Origin of the sequence: Paenibacillus sp. PastM-3 (assembly GCF_029893965.1) — a bacterium.
Classification (GTDB): domain Bacteria; phylum Bacillota; class Bacilli; order Paenibacillales; family Paenibacillaceae; genus Paenibacillus_AQ.
The window spans coordinates 62,991-79,670 of the sequence record NZ_JARXXP010000018.1 but is presented as its reverse complement, the minus strand read 5'-3'; the positions used below and the strand labels follow the sequence as shown (position 1 = coordinate 79,670).

The window sequence follows — 16,680 nt, the reverse complement described above, 5'->3', positions numbered from 1 at the left end:
AAAAGCGATTACATTTCCTGATTACCCTCAAGAATATAGACAGTATTGTAGAAATTATTGTTCCTTTTCACTTGAATCGGGTAACCGTGGAATCCGCAGTTCGATCTCTGTTCCCTGCCCGGGAGCGCTGTTCACCGAAAAATGGAACCCTGCACCATATATCAATTTGGCGCGGTAGATTACATTTTGAATCCCGATCCGTTCGCCCATAATTTCATTGGTTTCAAGGTAGCTGTACAGCTTGCTGATTTGCCTGGCGTTCATCCCTGTCCCGTTATCCCTGATTTTAAAAATCAGATTCCGGTCCTGCATAGTGATGGTAATATGGATTCGTCCGCCCTGTTTCAAAGGCTCGAGACCGTGAATGCTGGCATTCTCCACAAAAGGCAGGAACAGCATCTTGGGCAGCTTGCAGACATAGGCCTCCGGCTGTACATCAAGCGAATAGTCAATCCGGTCCTCGAAGCGGTATTTCTGGATATCAAGGAAGCAGATGATAAATTCCAGCTCTTCCCGGACTGTAATCATGTCTTTGTTCCAGGTAAGCGAGCTGCGGAAAATCTTCGCCATGCTGTGAATCATGGCCGCTGTTTCGTTCTCGTCCTTGAGAAGACTGCGCATCCGGATCGTCTCCAGGGCATTGAACAGAAAATGAGGATTGATCTGGCTTTGCAGCGCATTAAGCTGCGCCTTGCTTCGCTCCAGCTCCAGGGATTTCTTTTGGATCTCGGCTATGTACACATCATCGATCAAGGATTTGATCTGCAGAATCATCCGGTTGAAGCCCAGACTGAGCTGACCGATTTCATCCCGGAAGTCGGTAACCGGAATCACTTCGAAATTTTGGCTGCGCACTTTTTTCATATGTTTGAGAATTTTGACTATGCGGACATTGAAGGACCGGGTGATAATGACAATAACGAGGGTAGGGAGAATCATCATCAGACAGGCCGATATCAGAATGAAGTCACGGGACTTCCTCACCTCCCGGATCACTTCGTTCTCGTCCACCGTTCCGACGATACTCCAGCCATCGAGGTAACTGACTCCGCTGTACCGGCTTGAGAATTTGATCCGGTCGCTGGAGCGGATCGTGCTGAAGGCTGTCTTGTCTGACGTCTTCCAGTCGATGGAGGAATCGGTGGTATACTCGATGCCGCCCGAGGGATTCAGCAGATAGACCGCGCCCTGCATGTTCAGATTATTAAAGATTTCGCCAATGTCGATGGTCTTGAAATCGATCTTGACGACCTTTTCCTTGTTCAGCCTTCCAGAGTAATAATCCATCTTCCGGATGAGCGAGAATTCTTGAAACCGACCGCTTTCGCTTTCGGTCCTGGTAAAGATCGGATGGGAGGTATTGGTGGCCAACGCCTGCCTGTACCATGGTTCCTCTCTCAATTCATCTGACAGGTAGCCGATATTTCCCGAGTGTAACAAGGTATCATTGTCGACATAAATCGTCACATTCTGTAATGAGAAGGATAACGGGGTATAGTTGTTCAGCATACGCCGTAAATAGGAGTCGTAAACCTCCAGATAATCGGCCGCATTCGCAAAGTTCCGGTCCAAAATTTCATTCGTGCTTAAATCGGCATAGAAAAAGGAAGATAGTCCAACGGCATTATCAACCTGCTCGCGGAAATCGTTGCTGATCTGCTCGATGGTCCGGTCGATATCGCGGATCCGCTGATTTCGCACATTTTCTGTAATGGTATTGTAGAACAGAAGATTCGTAAGCACGATTGGAATAAACACGCACAGGAAATAGATCAACAGCATTTTGTTGCGCATCCTTATATGATTGAGCAGCCTGTTCACTTTCATCTTCTCCTCCTCGTGCAGCTTAGCGGCTAATAATGCGGTTCCGGTACTCTGTCGGTGTCATTTGCTCCAGCTTTTCAAACTGGGTAACAAAATAATCAGCGTTGCTGAATCCGACCTTCTGGGCAATTTCATAGATCCGCAAATCGCTTTGCCGGAGCAGGCGTTTGGCTTCCGTAATACGGAGCTGCTGCAGATACTCATTGAAATAGCTTCCGTAAGTTTTCTTGAATAATTGGCCCAAATAGGCAGAATTCATATAAAACCGGGCAGCGATCTCCTTTAACGTAATCGATTCATGATAATGCTGATCAACGTAGCATTTGATCTTCTGGATACCACCCTTGCACTGGTTCTGGCTGAGCTGCCCCAGAAGTCCGGCCGCTTCCTGGGCAAACAGCGTAAAGATCCGCGTAATCTCCCCCAGCGTGATGTTCCGGTCATACCAGCCTACCACCGCCTCCAGATAAGCCAGTTCCTTTTCGTCGCCTTCCAGGGTCTGGATCGACTTCACTATGCCCAGCACACATTGGGTGACTGCCGCCTTCATCGCCTCCGGCGAGAAGCTTTTTTCCTGCATGAATCGAAACAGATGGTTTATTTGTTCAGCCAGCATCTCCGTATCGTTCTCTTCTACCGCGTCAATCAGCTTACGGTACAATTCATCCTCCAAATGCCGGTAGTTCAGCATTCTGCCCGAAATATCCTCATACGCAATGACAGACTGTGCCGGTATGAGATATTTGTGCTGCTGGACTTCCTTGGCTCCGAGATAGGAATGTTTGATATCCTTTAATGAAGGAACACCTGGACCGGCGTAAATACGGAACGGACAGGAAAAGGCTATGCGGATCAGACCTGCAAGCTCCGTCAGAAATGCGCTGACATCCCCGCCGAAGGAACGGGCATACAGATCAGGGATAACCAGCCCGTACGTCTGGTGATGCTCATACAGTACCGGCTCAAACACCGTTCCCGAGGCTGTATGTACAGCCTCACGGATGCCCTTGCGCAGCATATCCTTGGCCGGCAGTACATTACCGTTCCAGGGAAGGACATCATTCCACTCAAGCAGGGCGTAGGTAAACGTCTGCACAGCTTCACCTTCCCATGGAGCCTTCCAGGCTGCATCATCCAGGACGCCCTCCTCTCCCCGGATCAGCGCTTCTACCCGGCTCTGGTCCAGACCAACCTGAGTACGGGCCTTGTGCCGTTCTTTTTCCTCCAGCCGCTCCTTTAGCTTGCCGAGCGTCTTCTCGAAGTCCTCCTGGTCAATCGGTTTGAGTACATAATCAAAAGCACCGTAGCGCAGGGCCTGCCGGGCATATTCGAACTCATTATATCCGCTTACAATAATAAACTCCGTATCCAGCTTTTCAAGCACAGCAGCACGAATCAGGCCAATCCCGTCGATAACCGGCATCCGGATATCGGTAACCACCAGATCGGGTTTGTGCTCGCGGATCATAGCCAGCGCATCCTCCCCGTTGTCGGCCTCTCCGGTCACCACATATCCGCTGCGCTCCCAGTCAATCATTTTGATCAATCCCTTGCGCACAAACAATTCATCGTCAACTATAAGCGCAGAAAACATGGCTAGCACCTCTCATTCGGGTATAGTGGGTTATCTTTCTTTTATGCTAACCTCAACCATGCTTCCATGACCATAGCCTTTTATCAAAAAGAAGGTAATTTCTATACTTTTCAGAGAAAGCACTATAATATGTACGGGTTGACTAAAGCTTTATTTAAAAGTAAAAAGGCGCCGGTCCTCCATAACAGAGAACCGGCGCAATGCAGCGACAGCTGCAGCCTTACAATTTCCCCCTATAATCCTGGGGGGTCATTCCGAATTGTTCCTTGAACACTTTTATGAAATATTGGCTGTTGGCATAGCCGAGCTGTTCCGAGATTTCGTAGATCTTCATATCTGAATTACGCAGATTCTCCACGGCCTGCTCCATCTTCATATTAAGAATATACTCGCTGATGCTGACTCCGCTCACTTGCTTGAACAGTTTGGATACATATGCAGGATGAAGCGAGACGGAATCCGCTACGAATTGCTGGCTTGCTTTCGCCAGATTGGCTGCAATACAGCTCTGTATCTCTTTGATGATGTCCATCCGGTTATTTCGGGTGTCCCGTTCGAGCTTGACCTGCAGCGTATCCACCAGCGTCTCCCCCCAGCTGATCAGCTGGGATATTGAACGGAAAAGTGTCTTACCCAGAAGCTCCCGTCCAATCAGGTCGGATAACAGTGTATGATTTTTATGGGCTATGTAGTGAAAAGAGCCCAGAATCATGCTGCGGATTTCTTCTATATATTCTTCATTATAAGCAGGCAGGCTGTTGCTGAATTCTTTCATCTGCTGCAGTCTTTCTTTGTAGCCCTGCCACTGGCCTGTCTCCAGCAAATGCATCAGTGTCGGAGAAGCATACAAATCCTTAAGCGGCTGTACGGGTGAGCTTTTATGCTTATCCGTCAGGGAGATGAAATAGCCCTTGTCATCGCCTACCTGCTGTCTGAGCGCAGACAGGGAATCCTCATACATGGAGCGTATATGCATCGGAAATTCCCCGGGGTACGACAATATAACTGAAATGCCGCCATTCAGATATTCGTTCACACTGCTGTGCAGCTGGTGGGTGTTATGGGTCAGCTGCTTTAATATGATTTCCGGGTCCATAGCGGCCCCTTCAGTGCTCTTTACAAGAAACACCAGGTTCTCGTAGGCATCCCGGCAGTGCCATACCCTAAACCCTTCACCCAGCAGCTCGCAGGCTATATTCGTAACTGCATACTCAAAGAGCAGCTGGCTATCCAGCCCAAAATTCGTGAAATGCTCCTCCAGACGGATCAGAAACAGGAAAACACGGTCCTGCATCTGAAAGCTCAACTGATATCTGTCCAGCTTATCCTTCAGCCTCTCCTGCGGGTAGGATTTTCCCTGAATCAGTTCAAGCAGCAGCTTGTCCTTCAGCGCCGGAAGATGCTCCTTGAAGGCTAGCAGCGCCTGTTGATAGGAGGCAGTTCTATCGAGCTCAGTCTGAATCGTCATGATCGTGCTCTCCAGTGCAGCACGCAGCTTCTGATGATCCAGCGGCTTTACCAGATACTCGACTACCCCATGCTGAAGGGCCTCCCGAGCATATTCAAACTCTGCATAACCGGTAAGCAGGATGCACTTTATCCTCCTGTGGGTCCGCTTCACCTGTTTTACCAGTTCAAGCCCGCTCATTCCCGGCATCGCAATGTCTGTAATGACAATATCCACCGGGACCTGCTCAATCAGCTGCAGAGCTTGGGCTCCTGAATAGGCTTTATATACTTTATCAATTCCGAATTCCTGCCAGGGAAAGGCAAGCTCCAGATCATCTACGACATATTGTTCATCATCTACCAGCAGTATTTGCAGAATAGGCTTCTGCCTCCTTTTCAATTCGTATCCGGTAACAGGTTCCTTGGGACGGGGCGGACTCCAGGGATAACCCGGAACGCTTGCCGAAGTACAGCCGCAGCCGCTGATTCACATTCCTCAGCCCCGTCCCAAGCTGCTCATTACTGATAATGTTCTCATCAATATGACGGCGGACCACACCCAGCTTGTCCTCGTTCATTCCGGTTCCGTTATCCTTCACTGTGATCAGAAGACAGGAATCCTCCTCTTTCGCTGTAATGGAGATTACTCCAGGCCTTAAGCTCGGTTCAATTCCATGCTTAATGCAATTCTCCACCAGCGGCTGGAGAATCATCCTCGGCAGGCGGTATCTGCCCGCCTCTGCTGTAACGTCAATCTCGAAGATAATCTCTTTTTTGCGGAGATGCACCATATGAAGGTAATGCTCCACAAAATCCAATTCATCCTGAAGGGTGGAATCCAGCTGTTCAATTTTGTTAATATACCGGCAGTACGAGCCTAAATGAAGCGTCATGGCAGTTACAGCCTGATAGTCCTCAATGCTGGCTTTGCTCTGTATGAAATTCAGGCAGTTATAGAGAAAATGCGGATTGATCTGTGCCTGATATTGCATCAGCTTCGCTTCCTTGACTTCAAGCTCTCCCAGCAAGACCTGCTCAATCAGTTTCTGGGTGTTCTCGGCCATGCGGTTGAACGAATTGCCCAGCACCCTGAACTCATTAACCTGCAGATCAACGGCGCGGCTGGAAAAGTCCCCCCTGTCAAATCTGTCAATGGCCTTGCGCAGCGTAATAACGGGCTTCTGTACCTGTCTGCGGAGCAGCAGCGTGTAGAACATAATGCCCACCAGCACAACCAGTACAGCGAAGAGGAACAGCCTGTTGTTGCGGTTAATCGGTTCAATATACTGGCGTTTGGGATAAGCGTCAATGAAATACAAATCCAGCATGTCCGACTTCATGTAGTTAATCAGGTACTCTGCACGTTTCTCGTTCATGGAGATGGTACCGCTGTCCCCGTTGATCCGGGGGATCATGTACTGCAACAACTCTTCCGGAAATTCTGCCCCGGTCTGAATAAACTCCTTCTGTGAGGCATCATACAGAATCGGCGTGCCGGATACATATTGCCCCATCATCTTCACAAGATTCTCCAGAGAAATCCGGACTTCAATCAGCAGCGAGCTGATATGACTGCGCATAACATTGGAGTAATACCCTTTACCGTCCTTATCCATGTGCAGAACCCAGCGGTTGAGACCCTGCTGCGGGGGCATAAAGGAGCTGAAGGAGAAAGACGAATCCGAGGATACAGTCTCTTTCTCATCCTCATAATACAGAATAACGGTATTCTTCCAGGTAGTGGAGGCTGTGTTCAAGGCCAGCTTATCAATGATGGTCAGCTTCATCTCATACTTGGCATACTGATCCCCGAACTTCAGAATATACGGATATCCACGCACAGACTGGTCCTGTGACAAAATAATGGTATTTGTCAGCACCTGTTCAAACTGCGTGGATAGCTGGGAGGTCATAAATTCAACCTCGTACATTTTATTTTTTCTCAGCTCACTCTGGATGTCCTTAACATTCAGCCTGTATATGATCCAGAAGGCACCCACAATAATCAGGAGCATCAGCATCAGGACTAACGACAACCACTGAAAGATAGATAGGCGATATTTCACATTGGCTCCTCCGAATGAAAGGACGGCCTTAGGGGCCGCCCTTCTCTCTTGTTTCTTGTACTACTGAATGGATTGATACCACTCATTGACCTCTTCGGTCACTTTGTCGCCGCCTGTAGTTTTCCATTTCTCTACAAAGGTGTCGAATTCGTCCACCGGCGCTTTGTCATAAATAATTTTGTTCAGCACTTCTTTCTCCAGCTTCTCAAGCATATCTCCACGGGAGAGCTGGGTTTCTGTAGGCGTACCTGTGAACATCTCAGGCATTACGCTGTCCTTCTGGTCGATGATGATCTTGGCCGCTTTGATCTGTTCAGGAATCCGCTCGGACAGATTCTTCTCATATTGATTGGACGGCTCTGCCCCGTCTGCCAGCTTGGCCAGCGTATTCATCATCAGATTCGGAATAATCGCTCCGTCGTAGGTAAGGGTATAACGGATTGCATCGACCCAGCCGCCTGGAATCTTATCGCTGTCCTGCTCTTTTAGAACGGTTCCGTCCGGAGCGATATCATAGTCGTAGCCTTTGGCGAATCCGTCTACGAATGTTGTGCTCTCCGGATTGGCCCAGTTGTCAAACAGATAATTCTGATAGACGAAGAAGGCGTCTTTATGCTCCATATCCTTGTTGATCAGAACAGCACCGGAGGCGATCTTCGTACCGTGTCTGCCTACCTTGCCATCAGGGCCTGCCGGAAGCGGATAAGCCTTATACTCGGCATCCGGAACGTTCTTCTGCAGATCCGGGAGCGGCCAGCCTGTCATCCAGTAAGGACCGACAATAATACCGGCTTTGCCTGCTGTGAAAGCTTCTGTCGCTTTGTTCTCGTCATACAGACCGGATTCGGAGGAAATATATCCTTCCTTCATCCATTTCTGCATTGTCGCCAGCCCCTGCTTCATCTCAGGCTGCACAGAACCGTAGGCCAGCGTATTATCCGCCGTCTTGTTCCACTGGTTAGGCATTGCGCCGAACATCCCAAACACCCATCCGGCTTCAGACATCCATGTATTCAGGTTATTTTTGAAGCCTACAGCGAGTCCCGTGGTATCCTTCTTGCCGTTGCCGTCAGGGTCCTGATTCGTGAAGGCATCAAGCACGGTCTCCAGCTCAGCAAGATTGGTCGGCGCCTTGAGATTCAGCTTCTTCAGCCAGTCTTCTCTAATATACATTACCGGGTCATTATTGTAGGCGTTTTCGAGAATCGGAATGCCCATACGTTTGCCGTCTCTAATGTAAGGGTTCCATACGCTTGGATCTTCCGCCATCGCTTGCTTATATACATCGGAGGCATATTTGTCGAATAGCTCGCCGGCATCCGTGAACTGGCCGCTGTCAATCAGATCGGAAATAAGGGAAGGACTACCCCGGAAAGAGATGATATCCGGCATTTTTTCTCCTGAAGTGAGCATCAGGCGCAGCTTGGTTTCATAGGCGTTATTCTGGTCGCTTACGGTCCAGAGATATTTGATGTCAATGCCCAGCGTATCCTTGGCCCATTTGGTGTGCACGTTATTCTCGATGTTCTCGCCATTCTTGAATTTCAGGCTGCTGCCAATCGGAAATACGGTTGTAATAGTCACAGGTGTTGTGTATTTACCATTCTCGAAGGGAGCTGAATACATCGAGTCTTCACCAACTGCCGGCTTGTCATCTCCGCCTGCATTCTCCTTGTTACCGTTGCCGCTGCAGCCTGTCAGCAGGCCGGCCAGCATGGCCGTAGTTAACACTGCCATAGCAGAGAATTTCATTTTCTTTATCATTAATCTTGCACCCCTTTAAATGAAATTTAAGCATATTAAGTTTCTGAGTCAATCTTTTTTCAGCGCGTGCATCACCCCCTTTTATAGGAAGGGCAGCTATTCTTTAACCGCCCCGAGGACAATTCCCTTAACAAAGAAACGCTGCAGGAATGGATAGACGATGAGAATCGGCGCCATTCCGATGAAGATCTGAGCCGCTTTGACCGTTCTTTGCGAGATGTTCTCAAGATCCTCCGGACGCACTGTCACCTTACTGAAGTCCTGCTGGACAATGACCGACTGCAGGAAGGTAGCGAGCGGATAGTTGCGGTGATCCGTCATATAGAGCAGACCGTCGAACCAGGAGTTCCAATGCCCGACGATCGTAAACAGTGACAGCGTGGCAATCGCCGGCATGGATACCGGGAGATATACACTGAACAGTGTTCTGAAATGACCCGCGCCGTCTATAAAGGCTGCCTCCTCCATCTCTTTGGGGACCGCCCTGAAGAAGTTGAGGAGCAGGATGATGTTCCATACCGAGACGGCACCCGGAAGAATCAGAACCCATATCGAATTCATCAAATTCAGCTTCTGAATCAGAATGTACATCGGAACCAGGCCGCCGCTGAACAGCATGGTGAATACCAGAAGCCAGATATACAGATTCCGGCGTCTGAAACGGGCGTTCTCTTTTGACAGCGCATAGCCTGCCAGAATGACTACCCCCATGCTAAACGCAGTTCCCAGCACCGTCCGCTGCAGCGTCACCCAGATGGAACGGGTGAAATTTTCATTGGCTACGGTCTTGGTATAGGCGTCCAATGTGAAATCTACCGGCCACAGACCTACCAGATTGGCGTTGGCTGCCGACTTCCCGCTGAACGATACAGCAAGGACATGAATGAGCGGAATCACGCACAAGGCTGAGATAGCAATCATGAAGATATAGTTGAACACGGTGAAAATGCGGTAAGATTTTGTTTTATGATACATGCCACGTTGGCCTCCATTCTAGAAAATACGGTAGTTAGCAAATTTGTAGGAGATGCGGTAAGCCGATACGATCAGCACAAAGCTGACAACGGATTTGAACAGTCCGACTGCTGTTGAGAAGCTGAACTTACCGTCCACAATGCCAAGTCTGTAGACAAATGTATCGATAATATCACCTTTGTCGAATACAAGTGCGTTATAGAGGTTAAAGATCTGGTCAAACCCTCCATTAAGAACGTTTCCAAGAGCCAGCGTTCCAACCACGATGGTAATCGGCAGCATAGCCGGCATCGTAATAGCAAGGGTCTGCTGCCAGCGCCCTGCTCCATCCACTTCAGCGGCTTCATAGAGAGCCGGATTAATTCCCGCCAGGGAAGCCAGGAAGACGATGGTGTTGAAGCCGAACTCTTTCCACACATCACTTACAACCACAACAAATCTGAACCAGTTCCCGTCACCCAGGAAAAAGATCGGCTGGATTCCAAACACACTCACCAGCACCTGATTGATCAAGCCCCCGTCTCTCGCCAGCAGGTCGGACAGGATCCCGCCCAGGATGACCCATGACAGAAAGTGAGGCATATAGACGATGGTTTGGACCGTTTTCTTGAACGCCATTTTTCTGATCTCATTCAGGAGCAGCGCGAACAAGAAGGGAACGATCAGCCCGGCGATCATCTTGAGTCCGGCAATAATCAGCGTGTTCCAGATAATCTGAACGTTCTCCGGGATACTGAACAGGTATTCAAAATGCTCCAGGCCCACCCATTTAGACCCGCTGAACCCTAACCCCGGCTTGTAATTTTTGAAGGCAATTGCCAGGCCCGTCATCGGAATATAGGCGAAGATCAAGGTTAAGATCAAAGCCGGAAGGACCATCAGATCGAGACTAATCGTGGATTTCCATTTGGATTTCTTCCGGGGCTTCCCCGCATTCATATCCAGTTTTTCGCCTTTTACGCTGGCGGGCGTAACCAAGTTTTTCATGCTTCTGCTCCCCTTTGCTGATCAACGTTGTATCCGTTTACTTTGTTTATAAGTTAATCATACCTAGTGGAGCATGGCAGATACATGATAAATACAGAACATCGATAACAATTTGATAACTATGAATAAAGAATCGGTTAACAAAGAGCAGCGGTTCCCCAATGTCGGAGAACCGCTGCCTTATGAATACATATTCTTTGCCGATAGATTTATAGATTTACTGATACACGCTATACACCCGGTTCACTTTTACAGCGGCCTGAGCTTTGTGCGCCTTGAATCAGATCTGCAACCCGCAGCTTCTCAACGGCGGCGAAGGCCTCCGGATTCAGCTGATTCAGATCCCTGAAGTCTTGTACAGCTGCTGGATCCGTCTTCAGCCCGATCTGCTTTAACGGAATAAGCCTATACATAAAAAGAGAGACGGCAAACTGCCGCCCTCCCTTTATCTGACCTTATGAGCTTCTGCGTCAGCTCACTTTACCCTGTAATCCATTTTCAGCACATGAAACGACTTGGGCCCTACCTCATAGAGCATCGGGCTGGCGGTCTCAAGCGGAGCGCAATGAGGGGCAATGTTACGCGGTGTCTGTATGGAGTTCACTTCTTCTTCCTGTCCCTGCATAACATATACCTCCCCGCGTCCGCTCAAGGCCATCTGCGTCTTCAGCTCCACCTGAACTGTACGCTCCAACGTATTAACCAGCTTCACATAGATCACCTGCTCCGCTTCGTTATACGACACCGTGAACGGGATCTCTTCTTTCTCATTTACGGTCTGCAGCAGCTTCGTCCCCATAAGCGTGCTGTACATTTGCTGCACATAATAACTTGGCGTTCCGTAGCTGCTCTCCCCGTCGAACCAGATCATGTCAGGAGACCACTGGGCATAGCCCAGTCTGGCAAACAATGGAGCATAGGAGGCAAGCACCACAATATCGGCATTTCGCTCAATTCCGGTCAGGAATGCGGCTTCCGCGAGTGCTGCCCCCCAGCTGTTAAAGTGCTGCGCATTCATCCCATTGCCATAGTGACCCGCATATTCCCCGGCAAACACCCTGATATCTCTGGGATAGTGATCGTAGAAATGAACATTCCTGCACAGCCATTCGGGCTTCACATAATAATGCTCATCAACGGCATATACGAAATTCGGGTTGTCCTCAGTCCGTTTGCGGTAATATTCCCACGCCTGGCTATAATGTACAGAGCTGATATCCGGACCGGCGGAACCAATGAGCTGTACGGAAGGGTATTGTGCATGAATCGCCTGCTCGAACAGCTCGTATCTTGTGAAGAAATCAGCGTGCTCGCACTCCCACTGTTCATTGCCAATCCCGATCATCTCCAATCCGAACGCCTCAGGGTGGCCCATCTCCATGCGGAGCCGGCCCCATTCCGAATCCGCCGTCCCATTGGCAAATTCCAGCAGATCCAGTGCATCCTGAATATATTCCTGAAAAGCAGCATCATCTACACCCACATGCTCTGTTGACTGGAACTGGCAGGCCAGTCCGACATTCAGCACCGGAATCGGCCGCGCATCCAAATATTCGCATAAGAGAAAGTACTCATAAAAGCCTATTCCCAGGCTCTGATTATAGTGGCTGTACTCGCTGGTGTACTGATTCTCCTCATTATTCCCGTGCATGGCCCAGCGGCTGCTGTTATTCTTGCGCTGCTCGGCGGCGCCCACACTCCGTTTCCACTGGTACCGGTTCTCCAGGGAATATCCTTCTACAATACACCCTCCCGGAAACCGCAAAAAACCGGGTTTCATCTCCTCCAGCAAATCGACCAGATCCCGGCGGAATAAACCCAGCACAGCATCTGAGGGAAGCATGGATATGAAATCAAAGTATACCGTTCCTGGAGCATCCAGCCGGATGACGAAATCTCCATAAGAGACAGGCTCACTGCAGCTGAGCTGCGCCGTATAGCGTGTCCATTCTCCGCTTACTGCCGGGGCTATGGCAGCCTGAGCCATAACCTTGTTGTTCTTTTCCACAGAGACTTCAATTCCGCCTTCATAACCCTCTGTTCTGGAATACAAGGATACCTGATACTGGACTCCCGGCTTCAGAGAGACTCCATCGTAGGCCTTATTTGTAAAGGCGTTCCCGGCTTCTGCGGCAGTAAACTCCAGGTAATGGGGATTGATCTGATTCTGGGGATGCTCCGTTTGAATCTGCAGCCTTGCCGCGTATGCCCCTGCGGGATAAGCGCTCCAGCCATAAAGGCTGTCATAAGTTTCGCTGAAATTACCCTTATCGCCTCTCGCTTCCATGAATTCGAAGGACCGGTTCTCTATCATTTCGGCATGCAGCCCGCCGTCCAGACCGTAGTTTATATCCTCAAAGAAGAGCCCGATCATCCCCTTCGAAATCGGTGCACCGGGTTTGTCTGTAATTTGTATTTTCATATATAGGAACCTCGCTTATGGATTAGTACGTTGACGGCTACAAATAAGAAATGATCTCAGGGGTAATGCTGCTGTCGTAGCGGTCAGAGATGCCGAAGTCCATCTGTTTATAGGTCCATGCTGCCCTGCCGATCTTATATTGTTCAAAAATATCATGGACATCCCTGTACCAGTTCACCACGCTTTGAGCCGGGGCTTGTTCGATAACGCCGTATTCTCCGCAGTACAAATACACATTACGCTCTGCAGCGACATCAATGGCATTCCGGATCAGGCTGGTCATATAGGCTGGACCCATCCCGCTGATGCCTTCCGCATGCAGCCCCGAGCCGAAAGCCCCAATGGCCGCCGAAGTGCTGCGGTATGTCTCCAGGTCGCCCGGATACTCTATACGGCTCTTTGGCATCTGTTCCACCCAGGCTGCACGCTGGTGCGTGAACAGGAACGGCTCATAGAAATGGAAAGTGTACACGATATTCTCGTCATACGGCTGATCGAGCAGCCCGAGGGTATGTACGCTGTTCCACTGGATGCCGCCGATGACAATTTTGGTCTCCGGCGCATACTTGCGGATCTCGGCAACCGTCCTGCGGGCCAGCGCATTCCAGCGACTGCTGTCCTTCTCCACAATTTCATTTAACAATTCAAAGGCTACGGTGTCCTTATAGCTTGCGTAACGGCTAGAGATTGCCTTCCACAAATGAAGGAACCGGAGCTGGAGCGTCGGGTCGTCAAACAGGGAATTGGAGGCCACGCTGTCGAAGGAGAATCCGGGGGTCTTATGCAGATCAATAATGAGGTTCAGTCCGTTATCGGCGCACCAGCGGATGCAATTGTCAATATGCTTGAATCCCGCATAAGCCTCTGTGTTCCCCGACTCTTCAATAACTTCATAATCTACCGGCAGCCGGACATGGTCCAGGCCCCAGGAAGCAATCATCTCGATATCCTTCTCCGTTATGAAGGAGTCATAATGTGCCTGCTGATACGGACACTGGGACAGCCAGCCTCCCAGGTTAACCCCTCTTGAATAACCGATCCATTCTTTCATCACCTATCATCCTCTCTGGCTTCCGCCTGCATCATATGTTGCTCCTGCTACCTGCATTAAGCATAGATAACCCCGGCCGTAAGGACAATTACACATCGTGCGCAAGTACTAACCTATTGTGCAATCATTATTTACAAGACCGCCTGCTTGCTTTTACAATAGACCTATCTGCTGACCGGAGGTTCCCATGAACATATACAATATCGGCTACAATCACAGCCACGACGCGGACTTTATCATCAACAGGCCCCAAGGCTCCGGCGACTATATGCTGCTGCTGCTGAAGACACCGGCTATCTTCACTTTTGACGGAGAGAGCCGGATTACCGGGCCTGACTCCTTCATCCTGTACAGCGAGCATACCCCCCAGTTCTACCGAGCTTACGGGTCACAGTTCACCAATGACTGGTTTCATTTCCGGCTGGACAAGCCGGACGATGAAGCGCTGCTGGACAGGCTGGCTATTCCCAAGAACACAGTAATGCCGATTGGCGATTTAAATGAGCTGTCCATTATTATTAACAATTTGTGCTATGAGGCTTACTCCTCCAACCCGCATAAAGACGAGACCATAGAATTATATTTACAATTATTCTTCATCAAGCTGAGCAACCGGATCCATTCCACCGGGCGGGAAGTCGGCACTACGCATTACAACAAGATGTCGATTATACGCACCAAAATTTATAACCAGCCCTACCTGAACTGGACGATCGACGGACTGTCCCACGAGCTGACCATGAGCAGGTCGTGTTTCCAGCACTTGTATAAGGGCTTCTTCGGTGTAAGTCCGATGGCCGATGTCATTGCCAGCCGGATAGAACATGCGAAGTACCTGCTCGCCACTACAGATATTTCCGTCAAGAAGATTGCCGAGATGTGCGGCTATGCAAGCGAAATCCACTTCATGCGTCAGTTCAAGCAACAGCTCAGGCTGACCCCCTCCCAGTACAGGGCGAAATGAAGCGGATAGACCAGAACCCAGCCTGTAGTTAAAATAAGGGCAATCGGCACGAGAAAATCAAACCAGTCCATAATGAACTCCGGAAGGGAGGAGCCCTTTTTGAAGAACGAGAATTTGTTGCACAGATTCATGACAAGAGCCACAAACACACCAACCAGGAGTGCCGTAATCATCCCCGAAGGCCCAAACCGTTCCAGAATGAACTGGATGGTTCCGTCTTCATTTAGGGTCGGGTTAAGCAGCAGCACAAAGAGCGATACCCCGCTCATTCCCGCCAGCAGCGCTCTCTTTTTTCCATGACGGTATACGGCGTTAAAAAAGCAATAAACAACCCCAACAGCCCGAAGCTAAAGGTCGTGATAGGTGTAAGATCCGGCATCCCCGGAATGAAATCCTTCAAGATTGAAATGAGTGTAATAATCGAGCCGATAAAAATCATCGGAATCGCCACCATAATGGCTTCCTGGATGGATGCCACCCAGAGATTATTTGTAAACGCCTCCAATCTAGGTGCAAACGATTCTGTCATCCACTTCATGAACGCTTCATCTAAATTCCCCCTGTCTTTCTCTTAGCTGATGCTGATACAACCCTAGTATAGTGTTTTATGATACCGTTTTCTTGTTGTAACTTACCGCATCCGGGTTCGTATTTTGCCTACTTCCTTGCCTCTTATACTAGCTTGTCTGCTTCGATCCAAAATAAACAACAAAAAACACCCCTTCATCAGAAAAGGGATGTTTGCGCGGTGTATTTTCAATAATACTGCCTTTCGAGCTGGAGCAGCAGCACCCCATGGGGCGGGAGTACAATCTCTTTGCGCCAGCTTTCCTGCTCAACAAGCTCTGTCCGGATGACCGGACCGCTTCTGCTGTTTAAATACTGAATTTCCTCCTGCGTTAAAAAATCAGGCGCGCCCATAGTCATCCACTCATCGAATACCGACCTATGCTCCCGGTCCAGCTGATAGCTGGTGCATTTATAGGGTCCAGTCAGCTGGTTTAGCGTGATTTCAAAGGCTTTGCTGCCTTTTTCCTCAAATACATCATAACGGGTGGAACCGGACAGCTCTTACCAGTCTCCGCTCGCAAACAGCTGATCCACATGGACATAGTGATAGAACAGAAACTGCAGGCTTCTGTCACTTTTCCTGGTACAAGCATAACCATCCCCCTGCATCAGCAGCTCGTCACCCAGCTTCTGCATCAGCTCAAACGCGTAATATCCGGGTTTCTTCAGCCCGTCGCGGTTGATCAGGCCAAAGCCTCCATAGAACGGGGAAGCGGGAACGACACTTTCTTCAAAAACATCGGTAAAGGACCAGTAGGCCATTGCCTCCACGTCCCCGAGCGTGTTCATCGTCTGGTAGATGACAAAAGGGGCCATAAACATCGTATCGTGCAGCAGATTCCGGTCGTACAGCGAAAAATTCCACTCGGTAATATGAAGCTCAACGTCACTGTACGAGGCCGCCTTCATTTTTTGCCGCACACGGTCAATGCTTTCTTTGAAAAATGCCGGGGGCATGATCCGGGTTAAACGGCCTTCTTCCGTTTTTAGCTTGGGATATTCCGAATAACCAGC

The 16,680-nt window shown here is 49.5% G+C and carries 14 protein-coding genes; 1 reads left to right on the top strand and 13 read right to left on the bottom strand.

The features are described 5' to 3' along the window. Window positions 1-54: 54 nt before the first annotated feature. The 9 genes from M2108_RS22130 to M2108_RS22090 form a co-directional block, all read right to left on the bottom strand. Window positions 55-1,827 (bottom strand): sensor histidine kinase, encoded by a 1,773-nt coding sequence (locus M2108_RS22130; RefSeq protein WP_277506332.1) that lies wholly within the window; start codon window positions 1,825-1,827, stop codon window positions 55-57. A 19-nt stretch (window positions 1,828-1,846) separates the two neighbouring features. After that, the gene (locus tag M2108_RS22125; protein WP_277471519.1) at window positions 1,847-3,418 is read right to left on the bottom strand and encodes a response regulator transcription factor; all 1,572 of its coding nucleotides are present in this window, start codon (window positions 3,416-3,418) and stop codon (window positions 1,847-1,849) included. 220 nt (window positions 3,419-3,638) lie between these two features. Then, window positions 3,639-5,267 carry a response regulator gene (locus M2108_RS22120; RefSeq protein ID WP_277471518.1) on the bottom strand — a complete coding sequence of 543 codons (1,629 nt, stop codon included), beginning with the start codon at window positions 5,265-5,267 and terminating at the stop codon, window positions 3,639-3,641. After that, on the bottom strand, window positions 5,221-6,933 hold the full coding sequence (locus tag M2108_RS22115; RefSeq protein WP_277471517.1) for a sensor histidine kinase: 1,713 nt from the start codon (window positions 6,931-6,933) through the stop codon (window positions 5,221-5,223). Before M2108_RS22115 ends, M2108_RS22120 begins: the two co-directional genes overlap by 47 nt. A 60-nt stretch (window positions 6,934-6,993) precedes the next feature. Further along, complete coding sequence (locus M2108_RS22110; protein WP_277471516.1) at window positions 6,994-8,697, bottom strand: extracellular solute-binding protein; 1,704 nt, start codon at window positions 8,695-8,697, stop codon at window positions 6,994-6,996. 96 nt (window positions 8,698-8,793) lie between these two features. Then, on the bottom strand, window positions 8,794-9,672 hold the full coding sequence (locus M2108_RS22105) for a carbohydrate ABC transporter permease (protein ID WP_277471515.1): 879 nt from the start codon (window positions 9,670-9,672) through the stop codon (window positions 8,794-8,796). Between the two features lie 18 nt (window positions 9,673-9,690). Continuing rightward, on the bottom strand, window positions 9,691-10,650 hold the full coding sequence (locus M2108_RS22100; protein ID WP_481856939.1) for an ABC transporter permease: 960 nt from the start codon (window positions 10,648-10,650) through the stop codon (window positions 9,691-9,693). A 484-nt stretch (window positions 10,651-11,134) separates the two neighbouring features. After that, window positions 11,135-13,081, bottom strand: coding sequence for an alpha-L-arabinofuranosidase C-terminal domain-containing protein (locus M2108_RS22095; protein ID WP_277471513.1), 1,947 nt, complete (start codon window positions 13,079-13,081; stop codon window positions 11,135-11,137). A 37-nt stretch (window positions 13,082-13,118) separates the two neighbouring features. Next, window positions 13,119-14,132, bottom strand: coding sequence for a glycoside hydrolase family 5 protein (locus M2108_RS22090; RefSeq protein WP_277471512.1), 1,014 nt, complete (start codon window positions 14,130-14,132; stop codon window positions 13,119-13,121). Window positions 14,133-14,319: 187 nt separating this feature from the next. On the opposite strand from M2108_RS22090, the gene M2108_RS22085 reads away from it, so the two are divergent. After that, on the top strand, window positions 14,320-15,096 hold the full coding sequence (locus tag M2108_RS22085) for an AraC family transcriptional regulator (protein WP_277471511.1): 777 nt from the start codon (window positions 14,320-14,322) through the stop codon (window positions 15,094-15,096). Here M2108_RS22085 and M2108_RS22080 read toward each other — a convergent pair. From M2108_RS22080 to M2108_RS22065, 4 genes are all read right to left on the bottom strand, one after another. Further along, window positions 15,045-15,365, bottom strand: coding sequence for a hypothetical protein (locus tag M2108_RS22080; RefSeq protein WP_277471510.1), 321 nt, complete (start codon window positions 15,363-15,365; stop codon window positions 15,045-15,047). The genes M2108_RS22085 and M2108_RS22080 overlap by 52 nt on opposite strands. Then, window positions 15,362-15,634, bottom strand: coding sequence for a hypothetical protein (locus M2108_RS22075; RefSeq protein WP_277471509.1), 273 nt, complete (start codon window positions 15,632-15,634; stop codon window positions 15,362-15,364). The genes M2108_RS22080 and M2108_RS22075 overlap by 4 nt, the downstream gene beginning before the upstream one ends. A 218-nt stretch (window positions 15,635-15,852) precedes the next feature. Then, window positions 15,853-16,017: a hypothetical protein gene (locus M2108_RS22070; RefSeq protein WP_280777183.1), complete on the bottom strand. Its 165-nt coding sequence runs from the start codon at window positions 16,015-16,017 to the stop codon at window positions 15,853-15,855. 150 nt (window positions 16,018-16,167) lie between these two features. Next, window positions 16,168-16,623, bottom strand: a complete 456-nt coding sequence (locus tag M2108_RS22065; RefSeq protein ID WP_277471507.1) for a GH39 family glycosyl hydrolase — start codon at window positions 16,621-16,623, stop codon at window positions 16,168-16,170. Between the last annotated feature and the right edge of the window lie 57 nt (window positions 16,624-16,680).

Excerpts from the sequence above, each read along its gene's own strand:
- M2108_RS22130 (WP_277506332.1), bottom strand. The coding sequence starts at position 1,827 with ATGAAAGTGAACAGGCTGCTCAATCATATAAGGATGCGCAACAAAATG.
- M2108_RS22125 (WP_277471519.1), bottom strand. The coding sequence starts at position 3,418 with ATGTTTTCTGCGCTTATAGTTGACGATGAATTGTTTGTGCGCAAGGGA.
- M2108_RS22110 (WP_277471516.1), bottom strand. The coding sequence starts at position 8,697 with ATGATAAAGAAAATGAAATTCTCTGCTATGGCAGTGTTAACTACGGCC.
- M2108_RS22105 (WP_277471515.1), bottom strand. The coding sequence starts at position 9,672 with ATGTATCATAAAACAAAATCTTACCGCATTTTCACCGTGTTCAACTAT.
- M2108_RS22095 (WP_277471513.1), bottom strand. The coding sequence starts at position 13,081 with ATGAAAATACAAATTACAGACAAACCCGGTGCACCGATTTCGAAGGGG.
- M2108_RS22090 (WP_277471512.1), bottom strand. The coding sequence starts at position 14,132 with ATGAAAGAATGGATCGGTTATTCAAGAGGGGTTAACCTGGGAGGCTGG.
- M2108_RS22085 (WP_277471511.1), top strand. The coding sequence starts at position 14,320 with ATGAACATATACAATATCGGCTACAATCACAGCCACGACGCGGACTTT.
- M2108_RS22080 (WP_277471510.1), bottom strand. The coding sequence starts at position 15,365 with ATGAGCGGGGTATCGCTCTTTGTGCTGCTGCTTAACCCGACCCTAAAT.
- M2108_RS22075 (WP_277471509.1), bottom strand. The coding sequence starts at position 15,634 with ATGAAGTGGATGACAGAATCGTTTGCACCTAGATTGGAGGCGTTTACA.
- M2108_RS22070 (WP_280777183.1), bottom strand. The coding sequence starts at position 16,017 with ATGGGCGCGCCTGATTTTTTAACGCAGGAGGAAATTCAGTATTTAAAC.
- M2108_RS22065 (WP_277471507.1), bottom strand. The coding sequence starts at position 16,623 with ATGCCCCCGGCATTTTTCAAAGAAAGCATTGACCGTGTGCGGCAAAAA.